Raw genomic sequence first — 24,861 nt, 5'->3', positions numbered from 1 at the left:
GATCGACCCCGCCCGAGCGGCTACCCACCCCCCGCCGGCGTTGCGAAAGTGGCTTTCGCAACACGCCTTACCCCTCAATAACCCCTTTACCGCTCACGACCCGCGCCAGAAACGGACATGGGGACATCAATCGGTTCGCGCAGTCGGTGTGAAGTGTCTCTAGTGGACACTTCACACGGAGCTCCGCTGTCCAGGGCGGTCATCCCATCGCGAAGCCGTGTTCCGATCCCACCCGGCCTTATCGGCGCCGTCGTATCCCCGCTCAGCGAAGGAGCCAAGAGTGCACCGCGGCGGCGGTCCCGGCGACCTCGGTCTCCATCATCGAGAAGTGATCGCCGGGCACCTCGGTCTCGGCGTGCGGACCGGCCCAGGTGGACCGCCAGCCCTCGCCGTCCCGCCAGGCAGGCAACGGATCGGTGGCCCGCACGAGCAGCGTGGGCACGTCGACGGGGGTATGCGTCCACTCCGACAGCAGACGAAGGTAGCCACCCATGGCGGTCAGCCGGTAGTCGTCCGGTGGCAGAAAGCCCTCCGTGCCACCGATTCCGGCGAGCAGCCGTTCTTGGACACCGTCGAAGGCGTGCCGGGTGGGGGCGTAGGGGTCGAGCAGGACGAGCCCGGCCGGACGCGCTCCACGCCGTTCCAGTTCGCGGACGAGCTCGTGGGCGAGCGCGCCGCCGGATGAATGCGCGGCGACCACAAAGGACTCCTCGCCGTACTCGGCCAGCAGCCGGTCGGCCTGTGCGGTGGCCAGCACCCCGAGTGTGTCCGGAAGCGGTTCAGCCCGCCGGTATCCGGGTAGCGGCAGGACGACGAGGTCGCGTTCGCCGCGGAACCGGGCGGCGAACCGCGCGTATTCCTGGGGGCCGGACATCGCCAGCACCGACGGGACGCAGACCAGTTTCGGCCCGGCCGGGCCGTCCGCCAGCCGGACCGGCGTGATCGGCGCGTCTCCCGGCCGGTCGAAAACGGGCCGGAACTCGGCCACCGAAGCGAACAATTCCACCAATCGCGGCATTTTCCCGAGTTCGGCGGCCCTGCCGACCAGCGGCCCGAGCAGGGACTCGGCGGGCGTGTCCTCCGCACCCGCCGTCCGCTCGGCGAGGGCCTCGACGAGGTAGCCGGTGAGCGCGGCCGGGGTGGGGTGTTCGAAGACGACGGTCGGGGGCAACCGGGTACCGACCGTGGCGGCGACCCGGTTGCGCAGTTCGACCCCGGTGAGCGAATCGAAGCCCAGTTCGAGGAAGGGGCGGTCGGGCTCGACGGCGTCGGCGTCCGGGAGGCCGAGCACCACGGCGACCTCGGAGCGGAGGTAGGCCAGCACGACGTCGGGCCGTTCCGCCGCGGTGGCGGTGACGAACCGGCGGCGGAACGCCCCCGCCGCGTCACGGTTCCCGCCCGCCCCCGGCCGAGGGCGGATCAGCTTGCGCAGCAACGGCGGCACGTCGTCGAAACCGGAAACGGCGGCGACGTCCAGGCGCATCGGCACGACGGCGGCCCGGTCCAGCCCGCTCGCCGTGTCGAACAACGCCAGCGCTTCCTTGCTGCTCAGCCCGGAGAAGCCCGGGCGGAGCAGCTTGTCCAGCTCTTCTTCCGCGAGACCTCCGGCCATCCCGCTGCGTTCCTCCCACAGCCCCCAGGCCAGTGACGAGGCGGGCAGGCCACGGGCACGGCGGTGGACGGCCAGCGCGTCGAGGAAGGCGTTGCCCGCAGCGTAGTTCGCCTGACCGGGATTGCCGAAGACGCCGGCGGCGGAGGAGAACAGGACGAACGCGTCGAGGTCGCGGGTGAGTTCGTGCAGGTTCAGCGCGGCGTCGACCTTGGGGGCGAGCACCTGGTCGAGGCGCTCACGGGTCAGGGAACCCAGCACCCCGTCGGCGAGCACGCCCGCGCAGTGCACGACACCGGTCAACGGACGGTCCGCGGGCACTCCGGCGAGCAGTCCGCGCACGGCCTCGCGGTCGGCGAGGTCACAGGCGACCACGTCCACCGTGGCGCCCAGTTCGGCGAGTTCGCCCGCCAGTTCCGCGGCACCCGGGGCCGACGCCCCGCGCCTGCTGGTCAGCACCAGGCTGCGGACCCCGCGTTCGGCCACCAGGTGGCGGGCGACGAGCCCGCCGAGCGTGCCGGAGGCGCCGGTGACCAGGACGGTGCCGCCGGTGCCGAAGCCGTCCGGTCGTCCCGGCGCGTCCAGCGGGACCCGGGACAGCCGGGGCACCCACGCCGTGCCCTCGCGGAGCGCGACCTGGGGTTCGCCGCCCGCGGCCGCGGCGACGAGAAGCCGTTGGGACGTTTCTTCGCCGTCGGTGTCGACGAGGACGAACCGGCCGGGGTTCTCCGACTGCGCCGTGCGCACGAGTCCCCAGACCGCGGCGTGGGCCAGGTTCGGGACCGTGTCCCCCTGCCCTGCCGCGACGGCACCCCGCGTGACGAGGACGAGCCGGCTGTCAGCGAAGGCTTCGCCGGTCGTCCAGCGCTGGACGAGGTCGAGGACACGAGCGGTTTCGTCGTGCACCGTTCCGGCGTCGGGGACGCCTCCGGACGGCGCGTCCAGGACCGCGAAGACCAGTTCGGGCAGCGGAGCCGCGGCACGCACCGCGTCGAGGTCGGGGTGGCTCGGGCCGGGCAGGCCTTCACCGAGCACCGCCCACGTGGCGGTCGCCGCGGCCAGGGTGCGGGCCTGGACCCAGTCCACTTCGAACAGGGTGTCGTGGTCCCCGCCCGCCGCGCTCAGCTGTTCGGCGGAAATCTCGCGGAGGACGAGGGACCCGGCCGACAAGACCGGGGTCCCGGCTTCGTCGAAGACGTCGAGCTCGACCTCGTTCCCGTCGTTCTTCCTCGTCAGCCGCACCCGGAGCCGTGCGGCGCCCGGCGTGTACCGCCGGACCCCGGTCCAGGAGAACGGCAGGCGCAGCGGTTCGTCCGCGATCGGCCCGCCACCCGCGGATCCGGCGTGCAGCGCGGCGTCGAGCAGGGCGGGATGCAGCCCGTAGTCCTCCGCCGCGCGGCCGAGATCGTCCGGGAGGGCGACCTCGGCGTGGATCGTGTCACCCGCGCGCCACGCGGCCCGCAGGCCTTGGAATGCCGGGCCGTAGCCGACCCCGGCCGCGTTCAGCCGCTCGTAGAACCCTTCCAGGGAAACGGGTTCCGCGCCCACGGGTGGCCAGGCCCCCAGTTCGGCGACCGGTGCGGAACCGGGCGAGAGCGTCCCTTCGGCATGCGTCGTCCAAGCCTCGTCCCCGTTCTCGGGCCGGCTGTGGATCGATACCGTCCGCCTGCCGTCGCCGCCGGGTTCCCCGACGTGCACCTGGATCGCGACACCACCGGTCTCCTGGAGCACCAGCGGCGACGCCAGGGTCAGCTCGTCGAGCCCGGCGCAGCCGAGCCTCTCCCCCGCGCACAACGCGAGTTCGACGAACGCCGTGCCCGGCAGCAGCACCGTCCCGAGCGCGCCGTGGTCGGCGAGCCAGCCGTGCGTGCCGAGGGAAAGCCTGCCGGTCAACAGGAGTCCGTCGCCGGTGGCCGGCGAGATCTCCGAGGCCAGCAGCGGGTGGCCCGCCGGTCGCTGGCCGGTATTGGTGACGTCCCCGGCGGCGCGGCCGGTGGTCATCCAGTATCGCTCGCGCTGGAAGGGATACGTCGGCAGTTCGACCGGAAGACCGTCGCCGGGCAAGGCCTTCGCCCAGTCGACCGGGGCACCGTTGACGACGGCTTCGGCGAAGGCGGCGCGGAACCGGCCGAGGCCGCCATGGTCGCGGCGCAGGGTCGGGACCACGACCGCGGCCGAACCCCGGTCGTCGGCGATGCCCTGCACGCCGACGGAGACCACCGGATGCGGGCTGACCTCGATCAGGACGAGGTGGCCGTCCTCGAGCACGCGCTGGACGGTTTCGGCGAAGCGCACGGTCTGCCGGGCGTTGCGGTACCAGTACCCGGCGGTGAGCTCCGTCGTGTCGAGCGGTCCGGCGTCCACTGTGGAATAGAAGGGGACGGCCGACTGCTCCGGCCGCACGGTCAGCTCGGCGAGCATCCGTTCGCGCAGCGCCTCGACCTGGGCGGAATGCCCGGCCGCGTCCGCGCCGCGCACCCGGCGGGCGCGGATCCGCTCGGCGCCGCAGCCGGCGACGAACTCGTCGATCGCTTCCACCTCGCCGGAAACGACGCAGGCGGCCGGGCCGTTGACGACGGCGAGCGAGAGCCGGTCGCCGAACTTCGCGATCCTGGCGAGGACGTCGTCCGGCGAGGCCAGCACCGACGCCATCGCGCCGTGTCCGATCAGGGTGCAGAGGGCGTCGTTGCGGCGGGCGACGATCCGGGCCGCGTCGGCGAGCCCGATCGCCCCCGCGACATGGGCGGCGGCGACCTCGCCCTGGGAGTGGCCCAGCACGGCGCCGGGCTCGATCCCGTGCGCGCGCCAGAGCGCGGCGAGGGACACCATCACGGTGAACAACATCGGCTGGACCGCGTCGACCCGGTCCCACGCCGGGGCTCCGGCGTCCCCGCGCAACGCCGCGGCCACCGACCAGTCGAGCACCTCGGCGAACGCCGCGTCGCAGGCGGCGACGCTCTCGGCGAATTCGGGCGAGGTCTCCAGGAGCGACTCGGCCATCCCGGCCCACTGGGAGCCGTGCCCGGGAAAGACGAACGCGACCTTCGCGCCCGCATGGGCGGTTCCGGTGACCACGTGGTCCGCGGTCTCCCCGGCTTCCAGCAGGGCGAGTCCTTCGGCGAGTTCGGCCGGTTCGGTGCCGACGACGGCGCCGCGATACTCGAAGGCGGTCCGGGTGGTCACCAGGGCGCGTGCGACCTCGGCGGGCGGCTGCCCGGGGTTACGGCGTAACCACGTCCGCAAGCCCGCCGCCCGTGCCCGGAGTGCCGCGGGCGATTTCGCCGACAGGATCAGCGGGACCGGACCCTCGACGGCGCACCCGGGGTGCTCCTCTTCGGCGGGTGCCTGTTCCAGCAGGAGGTGCCCGTTCGTCCCGCTGAGGCCGAACGAGGACACCCCGGCGCGGCGCGGTTCCCCGGTCTCCGGCCACGGCCTGTTCTCCGTGAGCAGGGACACCGCTCCGGAGTCCCAGTCGATTTCGCGGGACGGCTCGGCGACGTGCAGGGTCCGGGGCAGGACGCCGCGGCGGATGGCCTCCACCATCTTGATCACCCCGGCCACGCCGGCGGCGGCCTGGGTGTGCCCGATGTTGGACTTCAGGGAACCCAGCCACAGCGGCGTTTCCCTGGGACGGCCGCGGCCGTAGGTGGCCAGTAGCGCCTGTGCCTCGATGGGGTCGCCGAGCGAGGTGCCGGTACCGTGCGCGTCGACCGCGTCGATCTGGCCGGGGGTGAGCCGTGCGTTCGCCAGCGCCGCTTCGATCACCCTGCGCTGGGCGGGGCCGCTCGGCGCGGTGAGCCCGTTGGACGCGCCGTCGGAGTTGACCGCGCTGCCGCGGATGACCGCGAGCACCCGGCGGCCGTTGCGGCGGGCGTCGGACAGCCGTTCCAAGACGACCATTCCCGCGCCTTCGGCGAAACCGGTGCCGTCGGCTCCCTCGCCGAACGCCTTGCACCGGCCGTCCGGCGCCAGCGCCTGCCCGCTCAGTTCGAAGAAGTCCGGGGCGCAGACGACGGTCACCCCACCGGCGAGCGCGAGCGCCGAATCGCCCTGGCGCAGCGACTGGCAGGCGAGATGCAGAGTCACCAGCGAAGACGAGCAGGCGGTGTCCACGGTCAGCGCCGGACCCTCGAGACCGAGGGCGTAGGCGATCCGCCCCGAAACCACGGCGCCGGTGTTCCCGGTGCCGACGAACGTTTCGGCACCGGCCGGCACGTCGGTCTGGGCGGAGACGTAGTCGGAACCGTTCATCACGCCGACGAACACCCCGGTTCTGGTGGAGCGCGCGGAGCGCGGGTCGATCCCCGCGCGTTCGAGCGCCTCCCACGAGACCTCCAGTGCCAGCCGGTGCTGCGGGTCCATCGCGACCGCCTCACTCGGCACGATCCCGAAGAACGCCGGATCGAATCCGGCGACGTCGTCGAGGAAACCGCCCGCCCCGCTCAGACCGTCGACGTCCCAGCCGCGGTCGTCGGGGAAACCGGTGATGGCGTCCCTGCCCTGTTCGACCAGTTCCCACAGCTGGCCGGGAGTGACCACGCCGCCGGGAAGACGGCAGGCCATCCCGACGATCGCGATCGGTTCGGCCGACCGGCTCTCCTCCTGCCTCAGCCGCTGCCGCGTCTGGTGCAGTTCGGCCGTGGTCTGCTTGAGGAAGTGCCGCAGCTTCTCCTCGTTCGTCATCGGTCTTTCCCCTGTCGCTCGTCGGATGTCACGAGATCCCGAATTCCTTGCCGAGGAGGTCGAACATCGCTTCGTCGTCCGCGTCCGCGAGGACATCCGTGACATCGCCCGCCTCGCGGGTGCCGGTCAGGCTCGCCAGCAGCGCTTCGAGCCTGGCCACCACCTGCGCCGCGCCGTCTTCCGGCACCGAACGCACCAGCTCGGCGAGCCGGTCCAGTTCGGCGAGCACGACCGGACCGTCCTCTTCGGACAGTTCGGCGGCCAGATGGGTGGCCAGCCCTTCGGGGCTCGGCTGGTCGAACACCAGCGTGGCGGGCAGCCGGAGCCCGGTGACCGCCGAGATCCGGTTGCGCAGTTCGACCGCGGTGAGCGAATCGAAACCGAGGTCACGGAATGCCCTGGTGACGTCGATCTCATCGGTGCCCTCGAAACCGAGCACGGCGGCGATCTCCGCGCGGACGACGTCGAGCAGCGTCTCCTGGCGCCGCTCCCGGTCCGAACCGCGCAACCGGTCCCGCAACGCGGCCGAGGTGTCCGGCCCGGCGGCACTCAGCGTCCTTGCCGGGAGGAGCCCGGCCAGCAGCGGCCCGGCTCCCGCCCGGCGCAGCGCGGCCGTCCGCAGCCGGATGCCGACCACCAGGGCACGGCCGGTACCGAGCGCGGCGTCGAACAGGGCGAGACCCTCCTCTTCGGACAGTGAGCCGACGCCGGAGCGGGCGATCCGGCGCGCCTCGTCTTCGCCGAGGGTGGCGGCCATGCCACCGGACGGGGCCCACATTCCCCAGGCGATGGACGTCGCCGGGAGACCCGCCGCGCGGCGATGGGCCGCGAGCGCGTCCAGATACGTGTTCGCCGCCGCGTAGGCAGCCTGTCCCGCGTTACCGAAGATCCCGGCCGCGGAAGAGAAGAGCACGAACGCCGTCAGCTTCCGATCGCGGGTCAGCTCGTGGAGGTGCCACGCCGCGTCCGCCTTGGGGCGCAGCACGGCGCCGACCCGGTCCGGGGTCAGCGAGCCGACCACGCCGTCGTCGAGCACGCCGGCCGTATGCACCACGGCCGAAACGTCCACATCGGACAGGACGGCCGCCAGCGCGTCCCGGTCGGTGACGTCGCACGCCACCACGGACACCTTGGCACCCAGGGCTTCCAACCGGGTCACCAGTTCCCCGGCTCCCTCGGCCGCGTGACCGCGACGGCTCAGCAACAGCAGGTCACGGGCCCCGTGCGCGGTCACCGCGTGTGCCGCGACCAAGGCACCGAGCGCGCCGGTGCCACCGGTGATCACCACAGTGCCGGTGCCGAGTCCCGCCTCGACCGGTTCGGCGTCCTGCCGGGCCAGCCGCGGGACGAGGACGGCGCCGCCGCGAACGGCCGCCTCCGGTTCGCCGTGGCCGACGGCCTCGGCCAGGACCGCCGCGGGGACCTCGCCGTCCACATCGAGCAGGCCGAACCGGCCGGGGTTCTCGGATTCCGCGGACCGCACGAGACCCCACACCGGGGAACCCGCCAGATCGCGGACCTCGTCGTCCGCTCCGGCCGCCACCGCGTTCCGGGTGACGAAGACGAGCTTCGAAGCGGCGAACCGCTCCTCTCCCAGCCATTCCTGCACCAGGAGGAGTGTTCTCCCTGCCGCGGCGTGCACGCTCGTGGAGTCGCCGGGGCCGAACGGGACGAACACCACTTCGGGCACGTCGTGGCCCAGGTCGGCGAGGGTGGCCACTCCGGTGTCCTCGAGCACGGCCCATCGATCGACGCGAACGGCCGCCGGTGCCGGGATCCAGTCGACGCGGAACAACGCGTCCGAGCCGGCACCCGCGGTCACGACCGGCCGCAGGGTCAGCCCGGCGACCGTCGCCACCGGAGCACCGGACTCGTCGGCGAGGTCGAGGCGCACGGCGTCCGCGCCCACCGCGGCGATCCGGACCCGCAGGGCCGTCGCCCCGCCGGAGTGCAGGCCGACGCCCGACCACACGAACGGCAACCGCGCCTGGTCGTGGCCGAAGAAATCACCGAGTCCCACGGCGTGCAGGGCCGAGTCGAGCACCGCGGGGTGCAGGCCGAAGGTTCCGTCGTCACTGACGGCACCGGGCAAGGCGACTTCGGCGAAGACCTCGCCGTCGCGCCGCCAAGCTCGCCGCAGCCCCTGGAACGCCGGGCCGTACCGAAGACCGAGATCGTCCAGATCCGCGTACAGGCCTTCGGTTTCGACCGGCTCCGCACCGGCGGGCGGCCATTCGCGGAGTGCCTCGCCCGGCGCGGCCATGGCGAGTACACCGGTGGCGTGCCGGGTCCAGGGTTCACCTTCCGCCCTGGAATGGACGGCGACCTGGTCCTGGCCGGACACCACGACCCGGAGTTCGACGGTTTCGGTCAGGACCAAGGGCGCTTCGATCGTCAATTCGTCCAGGCCGGTGAACCCGGCCTCGACGCCGGCCCGCAGCGCGAGATCCACGAAGGCCGCACCCGGCAGCAGGACGTCGCCCGCCACCTGGTGTTCGGTCAGCCAAGGGTGCTCGGCGAGCGAAAGCCGCCCGGTCAGCACGACTCCGCCGCCGGACCCGGGCGAATCGGGAAGGGCGACGACTGCCCGCGCGAACGGATGCCCCGCCGCCGCCTGTCCCGCCGCGGTGACGTCGCCACCGGGAGCGTCCTTGAGCCAGAAGTGCCGATGCTGGAAGGCGTAGGTCGGCAAGTCCACAGTGGACGCATCGGCCGGGAGTACCGCGGCCCAGTCGAGCCGGGCACCCCGGACATGCGCCCCGGCGAGCGCCGCGGTGAAGGCGCGCACCTCGTCGCCCTCGGCGCGGACGGAGGACAGGAAGTCACCGTCCACACTGGACTGCGCCATTCCGGACAGCACACCGTCCGGCCCGATCTCGAGGTAGCTGGACACGTCCTGTTTGGCCAGGTAGGTCATGCCGTCGGTGAAGCGGACCGTCGCGCGCACATGCTCGACCCAGTACTCCGCCGACATCTCCACCGGCTCACCCGACACCGTCGAGAAGCGGACCGTCGCGCGCACATGCTCGACCCAGTACTCCGCCGACATCTCCACCGGCTCACCCGACACCGTCGACACGATCGGAATCCGCTGCTCACCAAAGGAAAGCCGCTCCACCACCGCACGGAACCCCGCCAGCATCGGCTCCATCAACGACGAATGAAACGCATGACTCACCGGCAACCGCTTCACCCGGCGACCACGCCCACGCCACACCGCCGCCAACCCCAGCACCGCGTCTTCCGCACCCGAAAGCACCACCGACCGCGGACCGTTCACCGCCGCCAACCCCACCACACCGGTCAGCTCAGGCCGAACCTCATCCTCCGACGCCTCCACCGCCACCATCACGCCACCCTCAGGCAACGCCTCCATCAACCGGCCACGCGCCACCACCAACGCCGCCGCGTCACCCAGCGACAACACACCCGACACATGCGCCGCCGCGATCTCACCGATCGAATGACCCGCGAGCAGATCCGGGCGGACACCCCAGGATTCGAGCAGCCGGTACAACGCGACCTCGAACGCGAACAAGGCAGGCTGGGTGTTCCCGGTCCGGTCCAGCAGCGCCTTTTCGTCACCGAAGACGACGTCCCTGACCGGGGTCGCGGTGTGTTCGTCCAGCGCGGCGCAAACCTCGTCGAACGCCGCGGCGAACACCGGATAGGTCTCGTGCAGTTCGCGGCCCATGCCGAGCCGCTGGCTACCCTGTCCCGCGAAGAGGAAGGCGGTTTTCCCGGCACCGGCGGGAAAACAGGGCGCGGTGCCGTCGGCGATCGCGGCCAGCCCGGCGAGTAGTTCGTCACGGTCGGCCGCGACGACGGCGGCACGGCGATCGAACAGGGCACGGGTGGCCGCCAGCGACCTGGCGACGAGGGCGGGCCCGTACTCCGGCCGCTCCGCCAGCCAAGTGGCGAGACGGCTCGCCTGCCCGCGCAGCGCGGGTTCCGAAGCGGCGGTCAGCAGCACCGGAACCGGCAGTGCCGTCTGGTCCGCGAAGGACGGTTCTTCCGGCTCGTCGCCCTGTTCGAGGATCAGGTGGGCGTTCGTGCCACTGACCCCGAACGAGGACACCCCGGCCCGGCGGGGGCGGTCCAGCTCCGGCCACGGCCGGTTCTCGGTGAGAAGTTCGACCGCGCCCGCCGACCAGTCCACGTGCGGGGTCGGCTCGTCCACGTACAACGTCTTCGGCAGCACCCCGTGCCGCATCGCCTCCACCATCTTGATCACCCCGGCCACGCCGGCGGCGGTCTGGGTGTGCCCGATATTCGACTTGATCGACCCCAGCCACAGCGGCTCGTCCCGGTCCCGGCCGTAGGTGGCCAGCAACGCCTGCGCCTCGATGGGGTCACCGAGCGTGGTACCCGTGCCGTGCGCCTCGACCGCGTCGACGTCCGCCGTGGTGAGCCNCTGATCCCGAACGAAGACACCCCTGCCCGGCGCGGCCGCTCGACCTCCGGCCACGGCCGGGACTCGGTCAACAGCTCCACCGCACCCGAAGACCAGTCGACCTGCCGCGACGGCTCGTCCACGTGCAACGTCTTGGGCAGCACACCGTTCCGCAGCGCCATCACCATCTTGATCACGCCGCCGACCCCGGCCGCGGCCATCGAATGCCCGATATTGGACTTCAACGACCCCAGCCACAAAGGACGGTCGCGCTCACGGCCGTACGTGGCCAGCAACGCCTGCGCCTCGATGGGATCACCCAGCGTCGTTCCGGTCCCGTGCCCCTCCACCACGTCGACGTCGGCGGTGCCGAGGCTCGCGTCCGCGAGCGCGGCACGGATCACGCGTTCCTGCGACGGGCCGTTCGGCGCTGTCAACCCGTTCGACGCACCGTCCTGGTTCACCGCCGAACCCCGGACCACCGCGAGTACACGGTGACCGTTCGCCAGGGCGTCCGAAAGCCGCTCTACGACCAGCACACCGACACCCTCGGCCCAGCCCGTCCCGTCCGCGGCGTTCGCGAAAGCCTTGCACCGGCCGTCACGCGCCAGACCACGCTGACGTGAAAAGTCCGTGAAGGAGACCGGTGTCGCCATCACCGACGATCCACCGGCGAGCGCCATCGTGCACTCACCTCGCCGCAGGGACTGCACCGCGAGATGCAGCGCCATCAGCGAAGACGAGCACGCCGTGTCGACACTGACGGCCGGGCCCTCCAGCCCGAGCGCGTAGGCCACCCGCCCGGACGCGACGCTGGTGAAACCACCGTTCCCGAGGAACGGCTGAACGTCCTCCGGCGGCGACGGCACACTGGTCGTGTAGTCGTTGTAGATCACGCCCATGAACACCCCGGTCGCCGAACCGGCGAGCGACGACGGGTCCAGGGAGGCCCGTTCCAAGGCCTCCCAAGAGGTCTGCAGGATGAGCCGCTGCTGCGGGTCCATCGCCACCGCTTCCCGCGGCGAGATACCGAAGAACGCCGGATCGAACTCCCCCGCGCCGTCCAGGAACCCGCCCTCACGGACGTAGGTGGTCCCCGTCCGATCGGGATCCGGATCGAAGAGACCGTCCACGTCCCAGCCACGATCGCGGGGGAACGGCGACATCCCGTCGACGCCGTCCGCGACCATCCGCCACAGGTCTTCCGGCGAGGCCACCCCGCCCGGATACCGGCAGGCCATCCCGACGATGGCGATCGGCTCCTGACCGTCGGCTCTGGTGGCCGGCGTCCGCTCCGCCGCCGGAACGTCACCCACCACCTCTCCGAGCAGATGCCTGGCCAGCGCCCGAGGCGTCGGATGGTCGAAGATCAGGGTGGCCGGCAACCTCAGCCCGGTCGCCGCCTGCAGCCGGTTGCGCAGTTCGACCGCGGTCAGGGAGTCGAACCCGAGTTCCTTGAACGCCGCCGAAACCCCGATATCGCCGCCGGTACCGTGGCCGAGGACCACCGCGGCCTGGCGCCGCACCTCTTCGACGGCGGAACGCTCACGTTCGGCGGGGGCCAGCGCCCGCACCCGGTCCGCCCAGGACCGGTCGCCGGAAACGGCGGCGGCCCGGCGCCGGACCGGGCCCACCAGCCCTCGCAGCACCGGGCTCACCGAACTCGCCGACCGCACCTTGGCGAGATCGAGATCCAGCGCGGTGAGCGAGGGCCAGGGCGAGGCCACCGCCTGGTCGAACAACCGCAGCCCCAGATCGATGGACAACGGGTTCTCGCCCGCGCGCCGCATCCGGTCGACGTCGGCTTCGGTGAGGTGCGCGGTCATGCCGGTGCGCTGCGCCCAGAATCCCCAGGCGATCGAAACCGCGGGCAATCCTTCCGCTCGCCGGGCTTCCATCAACGCGTCCACGAAGGTGTTGGCCGCCGCATAGCCACCCTGACCCGCCGCACCCAACGTCGCCGCGGCCGACGAGAACACCACGAACATCGCCAAATCCCTGCCACGAGTGAGCTCGTGCAGGTTCAGCAAGCCATCCACCTTCGGCCGCAACACCTCGGTCAGCCGCTCCGGCGACAACGAGCCGATCAGTCCGTCGTCGAGCACTCCGGCCGCGTGCACGATCCCGGTCAGATCCGGGATGGCGTCGAGTGCCGCGGCGATCGAGGCCCGGTCGGCGACGTCACACGCCACCACCGACACCGACACCCCACTGCCGCGCAATTCCTCCACGAACTCGGGTTCGACACCCCGGCGACCGGTCAGCACCAGGCTCCGGACCCCGTGCTCAGCGGCCAGATGCTGGGCCACGAGACCACCGAGCCCACCTGTTCCGCCGGTCACCAGCACGGTCCCTGCCCGATCCAGCACGGAAGGAACCGTCAGCACCAACTTGCCCACGTGCCGCGCACGGCTCATGAACCGCATGGCCTCGACGCCCCGCCGCACATCCCAAGCCAGCACCGGAAGCCGTCGCAGCCGGCCGCCCGCGAACAGCTGCGTCACCTCGCGCAGGATTTCCTGGGTGCGATCGAGTTCGAAATCAGGGAGGTTGTAGGCGGCGTACCGCACACCGGCGTGCTGTGCGGCGACCTCGTCCGCGTCGCGGATATCGGTCTTGCCCATCTCCAGGAAATGCCCGCCACGAGGCAGGTGCTGTGCGGCGACCTCGTCCGCGTCGCGGATATCGGTCTTGCCCATCTCCAGGAAATGCCCGCCACGAGGCAGAAGCCGTGCGGCGACCTCGTCCGCGTCGCGGATATCGGTCTTGCCCATCTCCAGGAAATGCCCGCCACGAGGCAGAAGCCTCAGCGACGCGTCCACGAACTCGCCCGCGAGGGAGTTGAGGACGACCTCCACACCTTCGCCACCGGTCACGGCCAGGAACTTGTCCGCGAAGTCCAGATCCCGCGACGACGCGATGTGATCGTCGGCCAGCCCCAGCGACCGCAGGACGTCATGCTTCGCCGGGCTCGCCGTGGCGAACACCTCGAGCCCCCACTGCGACGCCAGTCCGATCGCGGCCATCCCGACCCCGCCCGCCCCGGCGTGCACCAGTATCCGCTGCCCCGCCCGCACGTTCGCCAAGTCGACAAGTCCATAGAGCGCGGTGGTGTAGACGACGGGGATCGACGCCGCTTCGGCGAACGTCCAGCCGTCCGGCATGGGCACCAGGTTCGCCCGCTCCGTGGTCGCGACCGGGCCGAAGGCGCCGGTGAAGACCCCGGTGACACGATCGCCGACGGCGAGATCGGTGACGCCCGCGCCGATCTCGGCGACCACCCCGGCGGCCTCGCCACCCATCGGTTCGTCGACCCGCACGACCCCGAGGGACGCGACGACATCCCGGAAGTTCACCCCCGCCGCGCGGACCGCGACCCGGACCTGCCGGTCACCGAGCGGCTCCTCGGGGACCGGGATGAGCGCGAGGTTCTCCAGCGTCCCCTCACCGGACACGTCGAGACGCCACGGGCCTTCGGACGGCGGGAGCAGCGCGTCCTTTGTGGACACGCGGACCAGGCGGCGGCCGCGTACGGCCTCCCCGCGGACGACGAGCTCGGCCTCCCCGGTGGCCGGCGCCGCGAGCACCACCTCGCCGAGGGTGTCCGCGTCGAGCAGCACGAACCGGTCCGGGTTCTCCGACTGCGCCGACCGGATCAACCCGATGGCCGTCGCCTGCGCGAGACCGGTGATCCGTTCGCCGGGCTCGGCCGAGACCGCGCCGGTGGTGACGAAGACCAGCTTCGCGGCCGTGAACCGTTCGTCCTCCAGCCACCGCTGGGCGAGTTCGAGTACCGCCGACGACGTTTCGTGCGGGCCGTGGTCCGCCGGCACACCGGCGAAGACGTACTCCGGAACGTCTTCGATCTCAGCGAGAGTGGCGTAACGCCTGGCCCCCGGCACCTCGAGGTCGCCCAGCGCCGCGACCGACGGTCTTGGCGACGCGTCCTCGCGCGGCAGCACCGGCCATTCGACCCGGTAGAGCGGACCGGCCTCGTCGACGACGGGTCCCCGGCCGGAGAACGGCCGCAGGGTCAACGAGTCCACAGTGGCCACGAGTGCGCCCTGGGTGTCGGCGAGGCACAGGCCGAATCCACCGCCATGGCGGGAGATCCGCGCACGCAGAACCGAGGCCCCCGACGCGTGCAAGGACACACCACGCCATTCGAAGGGCAGTTCGAGCCGCCCCTGGCCTGCCACTCCGAGAATATGCAGTGCGGCATCGGACAACGCGGGATGGAGGCCGAACCCCTCGGTGTCGGTCCCGTCAGGCAACGCGACCTCAGCGTAAAGGTCTTCGCCGAGCCGCCACGCCTCACGCAGGCCCCGGAACGCCGGCCCGTAGCCGTATCCGTCGGCGGCGAGCCGGTCGTAGTGCCCGTCGAGATCGACGCGTTCCGCACCGGCGGGCGGCCAGGTGCCCAGCTCCGACAACGGGGCGTGGACACCGAGCGCGAGTGTGCCGGTCGCGTGGCAGGTCCACGGGGACTGTTCGCCAAGTCGCGAGTGGACGGTCAGTCCGCGCCTGCCGTCCTCGTCCACCGCGCCCGCCACCACCCGCAGCTCGGCACTTCCCTGCTCGGGGACGATCAGCGGCGCGGCGAGCGTGAGTTCCTCCACCTGCCCGCAGCCGGTCTCGTCCGCGGCGCGGACGGCCAGTTCGACGAAGGCGGTCCCCGGCACGATCACCTCGCCGAGAACGGTGTGCTCGGTGAGCCAGGGCTGGTTCCGTGTGGAGATCCGGCCGGTCAGGACCACCCCTTCGTCACCGGGCAGGGCGACCACCGCGCCGAGCAGCGGATGCTCCGCGTCCGCCAGCCCGGCCGCGGAGACGTCCCCGGCGGCCGGGGCACTGTCGAGCCAGAAGTGCTGATGCCGGAAGGCGTAGGTCGGAAGGTCCACTATGGACACGTCAGCGGGGAACTGCCCGGTCCAGGCCACCTCTGCGCCGCGAGCGAAGGCCTCGCCCGCGGAGGTGAGGAACCGGTCCCAGCCGCCGTCGTCACGGCGCAGCGTCCCGATGGTCGCCGCTTCCGTGTCCGCCACGGTGTCCTGGATCGCGCCGGTCAGCACCGGATGGGCGCTGACCTCGACGAACAGTCCGTGCCCTTCCGCAAGCGCGGCGGTGGCCTTCTCGAACTGGACGGTCTGACGGAGGTTGCGATGCCAATACGCCGCATCCATCCCGGCGGTGTCCAACCAGTCACCAGTGACAGTCGAGAACAACGGAACCGACGACGACCTCGGCACGATCGGCGCCAGCAACTCCACCAACTCATCGCGTAAACCATCGACCTGCGCCGAATGCGACGCATAATCCACCGCAATCCGCCGAACCCGGACCCCGTCCCCTTCACACGACACGATCAACTCATCCAACGCCTCCGGCTCACCCGACACCACCACCGACGACGGCCCATTCACCGCCGCCACCGAAATCCGATCACCCCACACCGCAAGACGATCCCGCACCACCGACACCGGCAACGCGACCGACACCATCCCGCCCTTACCCGCCAACGTCCGAGCGATCACCTGCGAACGCAACGCCACCACCCGCGCCGCATCCTCCAACGACAACGCCCCCGCCACACACGCCGCCGCGATCTCACCCTGCGAATGACCCACCACCACATCCGGCACCACACCCACCGAACGCCACAACGCCGCCAACGACACCATCACCGCAAAAAGAACAGGCTGAACCACATCAACCCGCCCCAACAACACCTCATCACCAAGAGCGTCCCGCAACGACCAATCCACAAACGAAGACAACACCCGCTCACAGTCCACAAGAGACTCAGCAAACACCGAAGACACCCCGGCCAACTCCCGAGCCATCCCCACCCACTGCGAACCCTGACCAGGAAACACGAACACCACACCCGAACCCGCACTCGCAACGGGTTCGAGGGAGTTCAACGCCTCCAGCAGGGCGTCCCGGCTTTCGCCGACCACCACGGCGCGATGGCCGAAACTCGCCCGCGACCGCACCAGCGAAGCGCCGATGTCCACAAGGGACAGATCTGGCCGTGCACGGACGAAATCCGCCAGCCGTTCTGCCTGCGCTCGCAGGGCGTCGGCCGATTTCGCCGACAGCACCCACGGCACCACTCCGGCCTCCGGCGACGGTACCGGCTCGACCGACGGCGGCGCCTGCTCCAGGATCACATGCGCGTTCGTTCCGCTGATCCCGAACGAAGACACCCCTGCGCGACGTGACCGCCCCACCTCCGGCCAAGGCCGGGACTCGGTCAGCAACTCCACCGCACCCGCCGACCAGTCGACCTGGTCCGTCGGCCCGTCGACGTGCAACGTCTCCGGGAGCGTCCCGTTCCGCAGCGCCATCACCATCTTGATCACGCCGCCGACCCCGGCCGCCGCCATCGAATGCCCGATATTGGACTTCAACGACCCCAGCCACAACGGCCGCGAGCGATCCTGACCGTAGGTGGCCAGCAACGCCTGAGCCTCGATCGGATCACCCAGCCTGGTGCCGGTACCGTGCGCTTCCACCGCGTCGACGTCCGCCGGGGCGAGGCTCGCGTCCGCGAGCGCGGTGCGGATCACGCGTTCCTGCGACGGCCCGTTCGGCGCTGTCAACCCGTTCGACGCGCCGTCCTGGTTCACCGCCGAACCGCGAACCACCGCCAGGACCCGATGACCATTCGCGAGCGCGTCCGAAAGCCGCTCCACGACCAGCACACCGGCACCCTCGGCCCAGCCCGTCCCGTCGGCGGCGTTCGCGAACGCCTTGCACCGGCCGTCACGCGCCAGACCACGCTGACGGGAGAACTCCACGAAGTCGTCCGCGTGCGCCATGATCGTGACGCCGCCGGCGAGTGCGAGCGTGCATTCCCCGCGGCGCAGCGACTGCACCGCGAGATGCAGGGCCACCAGCGAAGACGAGCACGCGGTGTCGACACTGACGGCCGGGCCCTCCAACCCGAACGTGTAGGCGACCCGGCCGGAGACGACGCTGCTGGTCCCGCCGTTGCCGAGGAAGGGTTCCAGGTCGTCGGGCACGGCACGGAGCCGGGTCGTGTAGTCGTTGTCGATCACGCCCATGAACACCCCGGTCGCGGAGCCGCGCAGGGTGGCCGGGTCCAGCGACGCCCGTTCTATGGCCTCCCAGGAGGTTTCGAGGACGAGCCGCTGCTGCGGGTCCATCGCCACCGCTTCCCGAGGCGAGATACCGAAGAACGCCGGATCGAACTCGCCCGCGCCATCGAGGAAGCCGCCCTCACGGACGTAGGTGGTCCCCGCCCGGTCGGGATCCGGATCGAAGAGACCGTCGACATCCCAGCCACGATCCCTGGGGAACGGCGACATCGCGTCGACGCCGTCGGCCACCAGCCGCCAGAGGTCTTCGGGCGAGGTCACCCCGCCGGGATACCGGCAGGCCATCCCGACGATCGCGATCGGCTCGCTGGCGGCCGCGATGAGCTTCCGGTTCTGCAGCCTGAGCCGTTCGGTCTCCTTCAGCGACGTGCGCAGGGCGTCGACAAGGCGGTCGTCGGTCATCGTGTGCTCCACATCAGGATCGTCAGGCTGTTCACTGCTGTTCTTCGCCGCTCATCGCCAGCGCGATGAGGCTGTCCGCGTCGAGTTCGTCGAGCCCGCCCGGTTCAGCCGGTACCGGGACGGCGAGCCCGGTCAACGCCAGCAACGTGTCCAGCACCCCGGTTTCGGCGAACCGGGACAGCGGGATCTTCGCCAGAGCCGCCCGCAACCGGGCCTCGGCCGGATCGGCGTCCGGCTCTTCCTGCACCAGGACGGTGACGAGATGCCTCGCCAGTGCCTGAGGGCTCGGATGGTTGAACACCACGGTGGCCGCCAGCCGGAGGCCGGTGAGCCCCTGCAGCCGGTTCCGTAGTTCCACCGCCGTGAGCGAGTCGAAACCGAGTTCCTTGAAGGCCGTGGCCGGGCCGATGTCGCCGGCGCCGCCATGCCCGAGCACCTGCGCGGCCTGTCGCTGGATCTCCTCCACCACGAACGGTTCCCGCTCCGCCGCGGCGAGCCCGGTGAGCCGTTCGGCCCACGACCGTTCCGAGGTCACCGTGGCCGCGGCCGGCCGCCGGACCGGGCCCGCCAGCGCCCGCAGTACCGGCGGTACGGTGCCGGACGAACGCATCTTGACCGGATCAAGGCCGAGCGCGGTGACCGACGGCCATGGCGAAGCGACCGCCTGGTCGAACAACCGCAGCCCCAGCTCGATGGACAGCGGGACCTCGCCGGACCGGACCAGCCGTTCGACGTCCACATCGGACAGATGAGCGGTCATACCGGTGCGCTGCGCCCACAGTCCCCAGGCGATCGACGTCGCGGGCAACCCTTCCGCCCGCCGTACTTCCATCAACGCGTCCACGAACGTGTTGGCCGCCGCGTAGCCACTCTGCCCCGCAGCACCCAACGTCGCCGCAGCGGACGAAAACGCCACGAACATCGCCAAATCCCCGCCACGAGTCAACTCGTGCAGATTCAGCAACCCATCAACCTTCGGCCGCAACACCTCGGCCAACCGCTCCGGCGACAACGACTCGACCAACCCGTCGTCCAGCACTCCGGCCGCGTGCACGATCCCGGTCAGATCCGGGATGGCGTGCAGCACCCCGGCCATCGACGCCCGGTCCGCGACGTCACACGCCACCACCGACACCGACACCCCACCGCCGCGCAACTCCTCCACGAACTCCGGCTCGACACCCCGGCGACCGGTCAGCACCAAACTCCGGACCCCATGCTCCGCCGCCAGATGCCGGGCCACCAAACCACCGAGCCCACCGGTACCGCCGGTCACCAGCACGGTCCCCGCCCGATCCAGCACGGAAGGAACCGTCAGCACCAACTTGCCGACATGCCGCGCACGGCTCATGAACCGGAACGCCTCCACGCCCCGCCGCACATCCCAAGCCAGCACGGGCGGCGGCGACAGCAGTCCGCCGCCGAGTTGATCGGCGATCTCCAGCAGCAGCTTCTGGATCCGCGCGGGGCCGGCCTCGATCAGGTCGAACGCTCGGTAACGCACACCGGGGTGCTGTGCGGCGACCTCGTCCGCGTCGCGGATATCGGTCTTGCCCATCTCCAGGAAATGCCCGCCACGAGGCAGGTGCTGTGCGGCGACCTCGTCCGCGTCGCGGATATCGGTCTTGCCCATCTCCAGGAAATGCCCGCCACGAGGCAGAAGCCGTGCGGCGACCTCGTCCGCGTCGCGGATATCGGTCTTGCCCATCTCCAGGAAATGCCCGCCACGAGGCAGAAGCCGCAACGACGCGTCCACGAACTCGCCGGTCAGCGAATTGAGCACGACGTCGACGCCCTCGCCACCGGTCACCGCCAGGAACTTGCCCGCGAAGTCCAGATCCCGCGACGACGCGATGTGATCCTCGGCCACACCCAGCGACCGCAGTACCTCGTGTTTGCCCGGACTGGCCGTGGCGAACACTTCGAGGCCCCGCCGTGCCGCCAGTCCGATCGCGGCCATCCCGACCCCGCCCGCCCCGGCGTGCACCAGCACCCGCTGTCCCGCCTGGACATCGGCGAGGTCGTCCCAGGCGTACGTCGCGGTCGAGAAGACCAGCGGGACCGCCGCGGCGGCCGGGAAATCCCAGCCTTCCGGCATCGGGACGAGGTGATCGCGCGGTGCCACCGCCCTCGGTCCGAAACCGCCGCTCACCAGGCCCAGCACCCGGTCGCCGACGGCGAGATCCGCCACGCCGTCGCCGACCTCGACGACCACACCGGCCGCTTCGTAGCCGAGCACGTCCGCGGTCGCGGCCATCCCCAGCAGCGACACGACGTCGCGGAAGTTCATTCCCGCCGCCCGGACGGCGATCCGGACGTGTTCCGGCGGGAGCGGCGCCTCGTCGACGGGGACGAGGCTCAGGTTCTCCAGTGTGCCGCGCACCGGGGCGTCGAGCCGCCAAGCAGGTCCATCCGGCGGGTCGAGCGGACCCGATCCGGTCCGCACGAGCCTGCGCGCCGATGCCTTTCCCTTGCGCAGCAGGAGTTCCGATTCCCCGAACGCGGCGAGTACGGGCAGGAGCGCTCGGCTCTCCTCCGTGTCGTCGACGTCCACCAGAAGGAACTGGTCTGGGTTCTCCGCTTGCGCCGAACGCACCAGTCCCCAAAGTGGTGCGTGGACCAGGTCGGTGACCGGTTCACCCGAACCCGCGTCGACCGCGCCGGAGGTCACGAACACGAGCCTCGCCGCGGGGGAATGGCCCTCGGCGAGCCACCGCCGGATCAGTTCGAGCGCACGGGCCAGCGCCGCGGAAACGGCTTCGGAGTCCCTTGTGGACACTGTGGGAAAGGTGGCGAACACCAGCTCCGGCACCTCTCCCGCGAGCGGCGCGGGAAGCTCGGCCCAGTCGATCCGGTACAGCGGGTCGGCGCCTCTGGTCTCCACGGTGGAGGGATCCATCGGCCGGGAGACCAGCTCCTCCACCGATGCCACCGGAGCACCCGTCCGGTCGAAGAGATCGATCGCGACGGCACCGTCTCCGGTGGGTACGATCCGCACCCGCAGGGCCGACGCGCCCACCCGGTGGATCTCGACGCCCCGCCAGGAGAACGGGAGCGCGACCGCGCCGGTGTCCTCGGCGAGGACGCTCGCGTGCAGTGCCGCGTCGAACAACGCCGGATGTACGCCGAATCCCGCGGCGTCGGTGCCGTCGCGAAGCCCGACCTCCGCGTAGATCTCCGAGCCCCGTCGCCAAGCCGCCCGCAAGCCTTGAAAGGCAGGGCCGTAGCCGTAACCACCTTCGGCGAGCCGCGGGTAGAAGTCCGTGACGTCCACCGGTTCGGCGTCGGCGGGTGGCCAGTCCGGTTCCGCCGCGCGGGTGACCGCTCCGCCCGGAGCGAGCACCCCGACGGCGTGACAGGTCCAAGTTTCGTCCTCGTCCCCTTGTGAGTAGGCCGCGACCGCGCGTGTCCCGGTCTCGTCCGCCGCTCGCACGACGACGCTGAGCGAGACACCACCGCGTTCCGGCACCACCAGCGGCGCGGTGAGGGTGAGGTCGTCGATCCGGGCGCACCCGGCTTCCTCGGCGGCGCGGGTGACCAGCTCGATCCACGCCGTCCCGGGGAACAGGACCGTGTCCAGCATCGCGTGGTCGGCGAGCCACGGCCGGGACCGCCGGGAGATCCGGCCGGTGAGCACGACCTCGCCGGATTCGGGCACGCTGAGGACCGCGCCGAGCAGGGGATGTCCGGCGTCACCGAGTCCCGCCGACGCCGCATTACCCGCCGGCTCACGGTCATCGAGCCAAAATCGCTTACGCTGAAAGGCATACGTCGGAAGTTCCACAGTGGACGCTTCCGGCAGGACGGCGGACCAGTCGAGCGGCACCCCGCGCGTGTGCAGCCGTCCGAGCGCCGTCATGAGCGCGGCGACCTCCGGCCGGTCCGCCTTGACCGCCGGGACGAAGTCCGCCTGGTCCGCGCACGCCGGCCCGAGGCCGGAGAGCACGGCGTCCGGACCGAGTTCGAAGAAGGCCGACACCCCGAGCGCGGACAGTCGTCCGACACCGTCGGCGAACCGGACGGGCTCCCGGACATGGCGCACCCAGTATTCCGGCGAGGTGATCTCCTCGGTGCCGAGAATCCGTCCGGTGACGTCGGAGACGATCGGGATCCGCGGTGCCGAGTAGGAGACGACCCGGGCCGCCCAGCGGAATTCGGCCAGCATCGGCTCCATCCGAGCCGAGTGGAAGGCGTGGCTGACGGTGAGCCGCCGGGTGCGCCTCCCGCGCTCCCGCCAGATCCGCACCAGGTCGAGGACGGGTGCCTCGTCACCCGAGACGACCACCGACCGCGGGCCGTTGACGGCCGCGAGCGCGATCCGTTCGGTGAGGAACGGCAGTATCTCCGCTTCGGTCGCTTCGATCGCGGCCATCGCGCCGCCCTCGGGCAGTGCCTGCATCAGACGGCCGCGGTGGGCGACCAGCAGGGCCGCGTCGCCCAGTGAGAACACGCCTGCCACGTGCGCGGCCGCCAGTTCGCCGATCGAGTGCCCCAGCAGGAAGTCCGGCCGGACGCCCAGTGTTTCGACCAGCCGGAACAGTGCCACCTCGAAGGCGAACAGGGCGGGCTGGGTGTACTCCGTGCGATCGAGCAGCGTGACGTCGTCGCCGAAGACGAGGGCTCGCAGAGGCCGGTCGAGGAAGGCGTTCAGCGCGGCACAGGCGTCGTCGAAGGCCTGTTTGAACACCGGGAAACGCTGGTAGAGCTCGCGTCCCATCCCGAGCCGCTGGCTGCCCTGCCCGGTGAACATCACCGCGAGCCCGCCCTCGGCCGGACCGCCGGTCACGACGCCGGGAGCCGAGCCCTGCTCCGCGAACTCGCGCAAGGCCGCGATCAAGGAATCACGGTCGGCGGCCACCGCCACCGCGCGTTCGGGTAGCCACGCCCTCGTCGTCGCGAGCGAGTAGGCGATGTCGGCCGCCCGCGATTCCCTTCGCCCGTCGAGGAAGTCGGCCAGCGTTCGCGCCTGCGCGCGCAACCCGGCCTGGCCACTGCCCGAAAGGGCATAGGGCAACGGACCGGCTACGTCTGCTTCGGACGGTTCGTCCAGCTGGGTGGTGAGCCCCTCGATGATGACGTGCGCGTTGGTGCCGCTCACGCCGAACGACGAGACGGCCGCGCGCCGCGGCCTGCCCGTTTCCGGCCACGGGACGGCTTCGGTCAGCAGGCGGACGTCGCCTGCCGACCAGTCGACGTGCGGGGTCGGCTCGGTGACGTGCAAGGTCTTCGGCAAGAAGCCGTGACCCAGCGCCAGGATCATCTTGATCACGCCGATCACACCGGCCGCGGCCTGGGCGTGGCCGACGTTCGACTTGACCGAACCGAGCCAAAGTGGACGGTCACGGTCGCGGCCGTAGGTGGCCAGCAGTGCCCTCGCTTCGATCGGGTCACCGAGTTTCGTGCCCGTGCCGTGCGCCTCCACCGCGTCGACGTCGACGGCGGTCATCCCCGCGTCGGCCATCGCGCTCCGGATGACGCGGCGCTGCGCGGAACCGCTGGGCGCGGTGAGCCCGTTCGACGCTCCGTCGGAGTTGACCGCCGAACCGCGCAGCACGGCCAGCACCCGGTGCCCGTTGGCGATCGCGTCCGAGAGCCGCTCGACGACCAGTATCCCGGCTCCTTCGGACCAGCCCGTGCCGTCGGCGTCCGCGGAGAAGGCCCGGCAACGGCCGTCCGCCGAAAGCCCGCGCTGCCGGGAAAAAGCCAGGAACCCGCCAGGGCTGGACATCACCGCGGCCCCACCCGCCAGCGCGAGGTCGCATTCACCCCGGCGAAGGGATTGCGCGGCCAGATGCAACGCCACCAGCGATGACGAGCAAGCGGTGTCCACGGTGATGGCCGGGCCCTCGAGACCCAGCGTGTAGGCGATCCGGCCGGACGCGACACTCGCGGCCGTCCCGGTCAGCAGATGGCCTTCCAGCCCCGCGCCGACGTGCCGCAGGCCGGGGCCGTACTCCTGGTTCTCGACGCCGGTGAACACGCCGACCGGGGTCCCGCGCAGGCCGTCCGGGCTGATCCCCGCCCGTTCGAGCCCTTCCCACGCGACCTCGAGCAGCAACCGTTGCTGAGGATCGGTCGCCGTCGCCTCACGCGGCGAAATACCGAAGAACTCGGCGTCGAACTCCCCGGCGTCGTGCAGGAAGCCGCCGCGCCGGGTGTAGGTCCGGCCCGGCGTGGCCGGATCCGGGTCGTACAGCGCCTCCACGTCCCAGCCCCGGTCGTCCGGGAAGTCCGAGACGACCTCACCTTCGTCGGTCAGCAGCCGCCAGAACCGTTCGGGCGAGGTGATCCCGCCGGGCAGACGGCAGGCCATCCCGACGATGGCGATCGGCCCGGCCGGATCCGCGGCGGTGGTGACACCGTTGTCCGCGTCCAGCGGCGTGCCGGAGAGCTGGGCGTACAGCTCGTCGGCGAGTGCCCGCGGGGTGCGGTGGTCGAACACCATCGTCACCGGCAACTCGAGGCCGGTCGCCGCGGTCAGCCGCCGGTGCAGGTCCACCGCGGCGATCGAACCCAGCCCGAGGTCCGCGAAGGCGCTCGACGGGTCGACCGACTCCACGTCCAGCACTTCCGCGGTGTGCCCGCACACCAGGCGCGACAGGATGTGCCGCGCCTCGAATTCCGGTGCCCGGTTGAGTTCGTCACGCACT

The 24,861-nt window shown here is 71.3% G+C and carries 2 protein-coding genes and 4 pseudogenes; all 6 read right to left on the bottom strand.

All coding sequences use genetic code 11. From position 1 onward, the window contains the following. Window positions 1-262: 262 nt before the first annotated feature. The 6 genes and pseudogenes from ACXIZN_RS00675 to ACXIZN_RS00650 all read right to left on the bottom strand — a co-directional run bounded on the left by ACXIZN_RS00675 (window position 263) and on the right by ACXIZN_RS00650 (window position 24,860). Window positions 263-6,292 (bottom strand): SDR family NAD(P)-dependent oxidoreductase, encoded by a 6,030-nt coding sequence (locus ACXIZN_RS00675; RefSeq protein WP_457951849.1) that lies wholly within the window; start codon window positions 6,290-6,292, stop codon window positions 263-265. 28 nt (window positions 6,293-6,320) lie between these two features. Further along, window positions 6,321-8,834 (bottom strand): annotated as a pseudogene (locus ACXIZN_RS00670) (type I polyketide synthase); the annotation flags it as partial. A gap of 318 nt (window positions 8,835-9,152) precedes the next feature. Continuing rightward, window positions 9,153-10,703: pseudogene (locus ACXIZN_RS00665) on the bottom strand (acyltransferase domain-containing protein); the annotation flags it as partial. Next, window positions 10,700-14,518 (bottom strand): annotated as a pseudogene (locus ACXIZN_RS00660) (SDR family NAD(P)-dependent oxidoreductase); the annotation flags it as partial. The pseudogenes ACXIZN_RS00665 and ACXIZN_RS00660, both read right to left, overlap by 4 nt. 111 nt (window positions 14,519-14,629) lie before the next feature. Further along, a pseudogene (locus ACXIZN_RS00655) lies at window positions 14,630-18,223 on the bottom strand (type I polyketide synthase); the annotation flags it as partial. 19 nt (window positions 18,224-18,242) lie between these two features. Further along, complete coding sequence (locus tag ACXIZN_RS00650) at window positions 18,243-24,860, bottom strand: SDR family NAD(P)-dependent oxidoreductase (protein ID WP_457951847.1); 6,618 nt, start codon at window positions 24,858-24,860, stop codon at window positions 18,243-18,245. Window position 24,861: the final 1 nt, after the last annotated feature.

Source organism: Amycolatopsis sp. TRM77291, from assembly GCF_054166285.1.
This window is presented reverse-complemented; position numbering and strand designations above follow the sequence as displayed.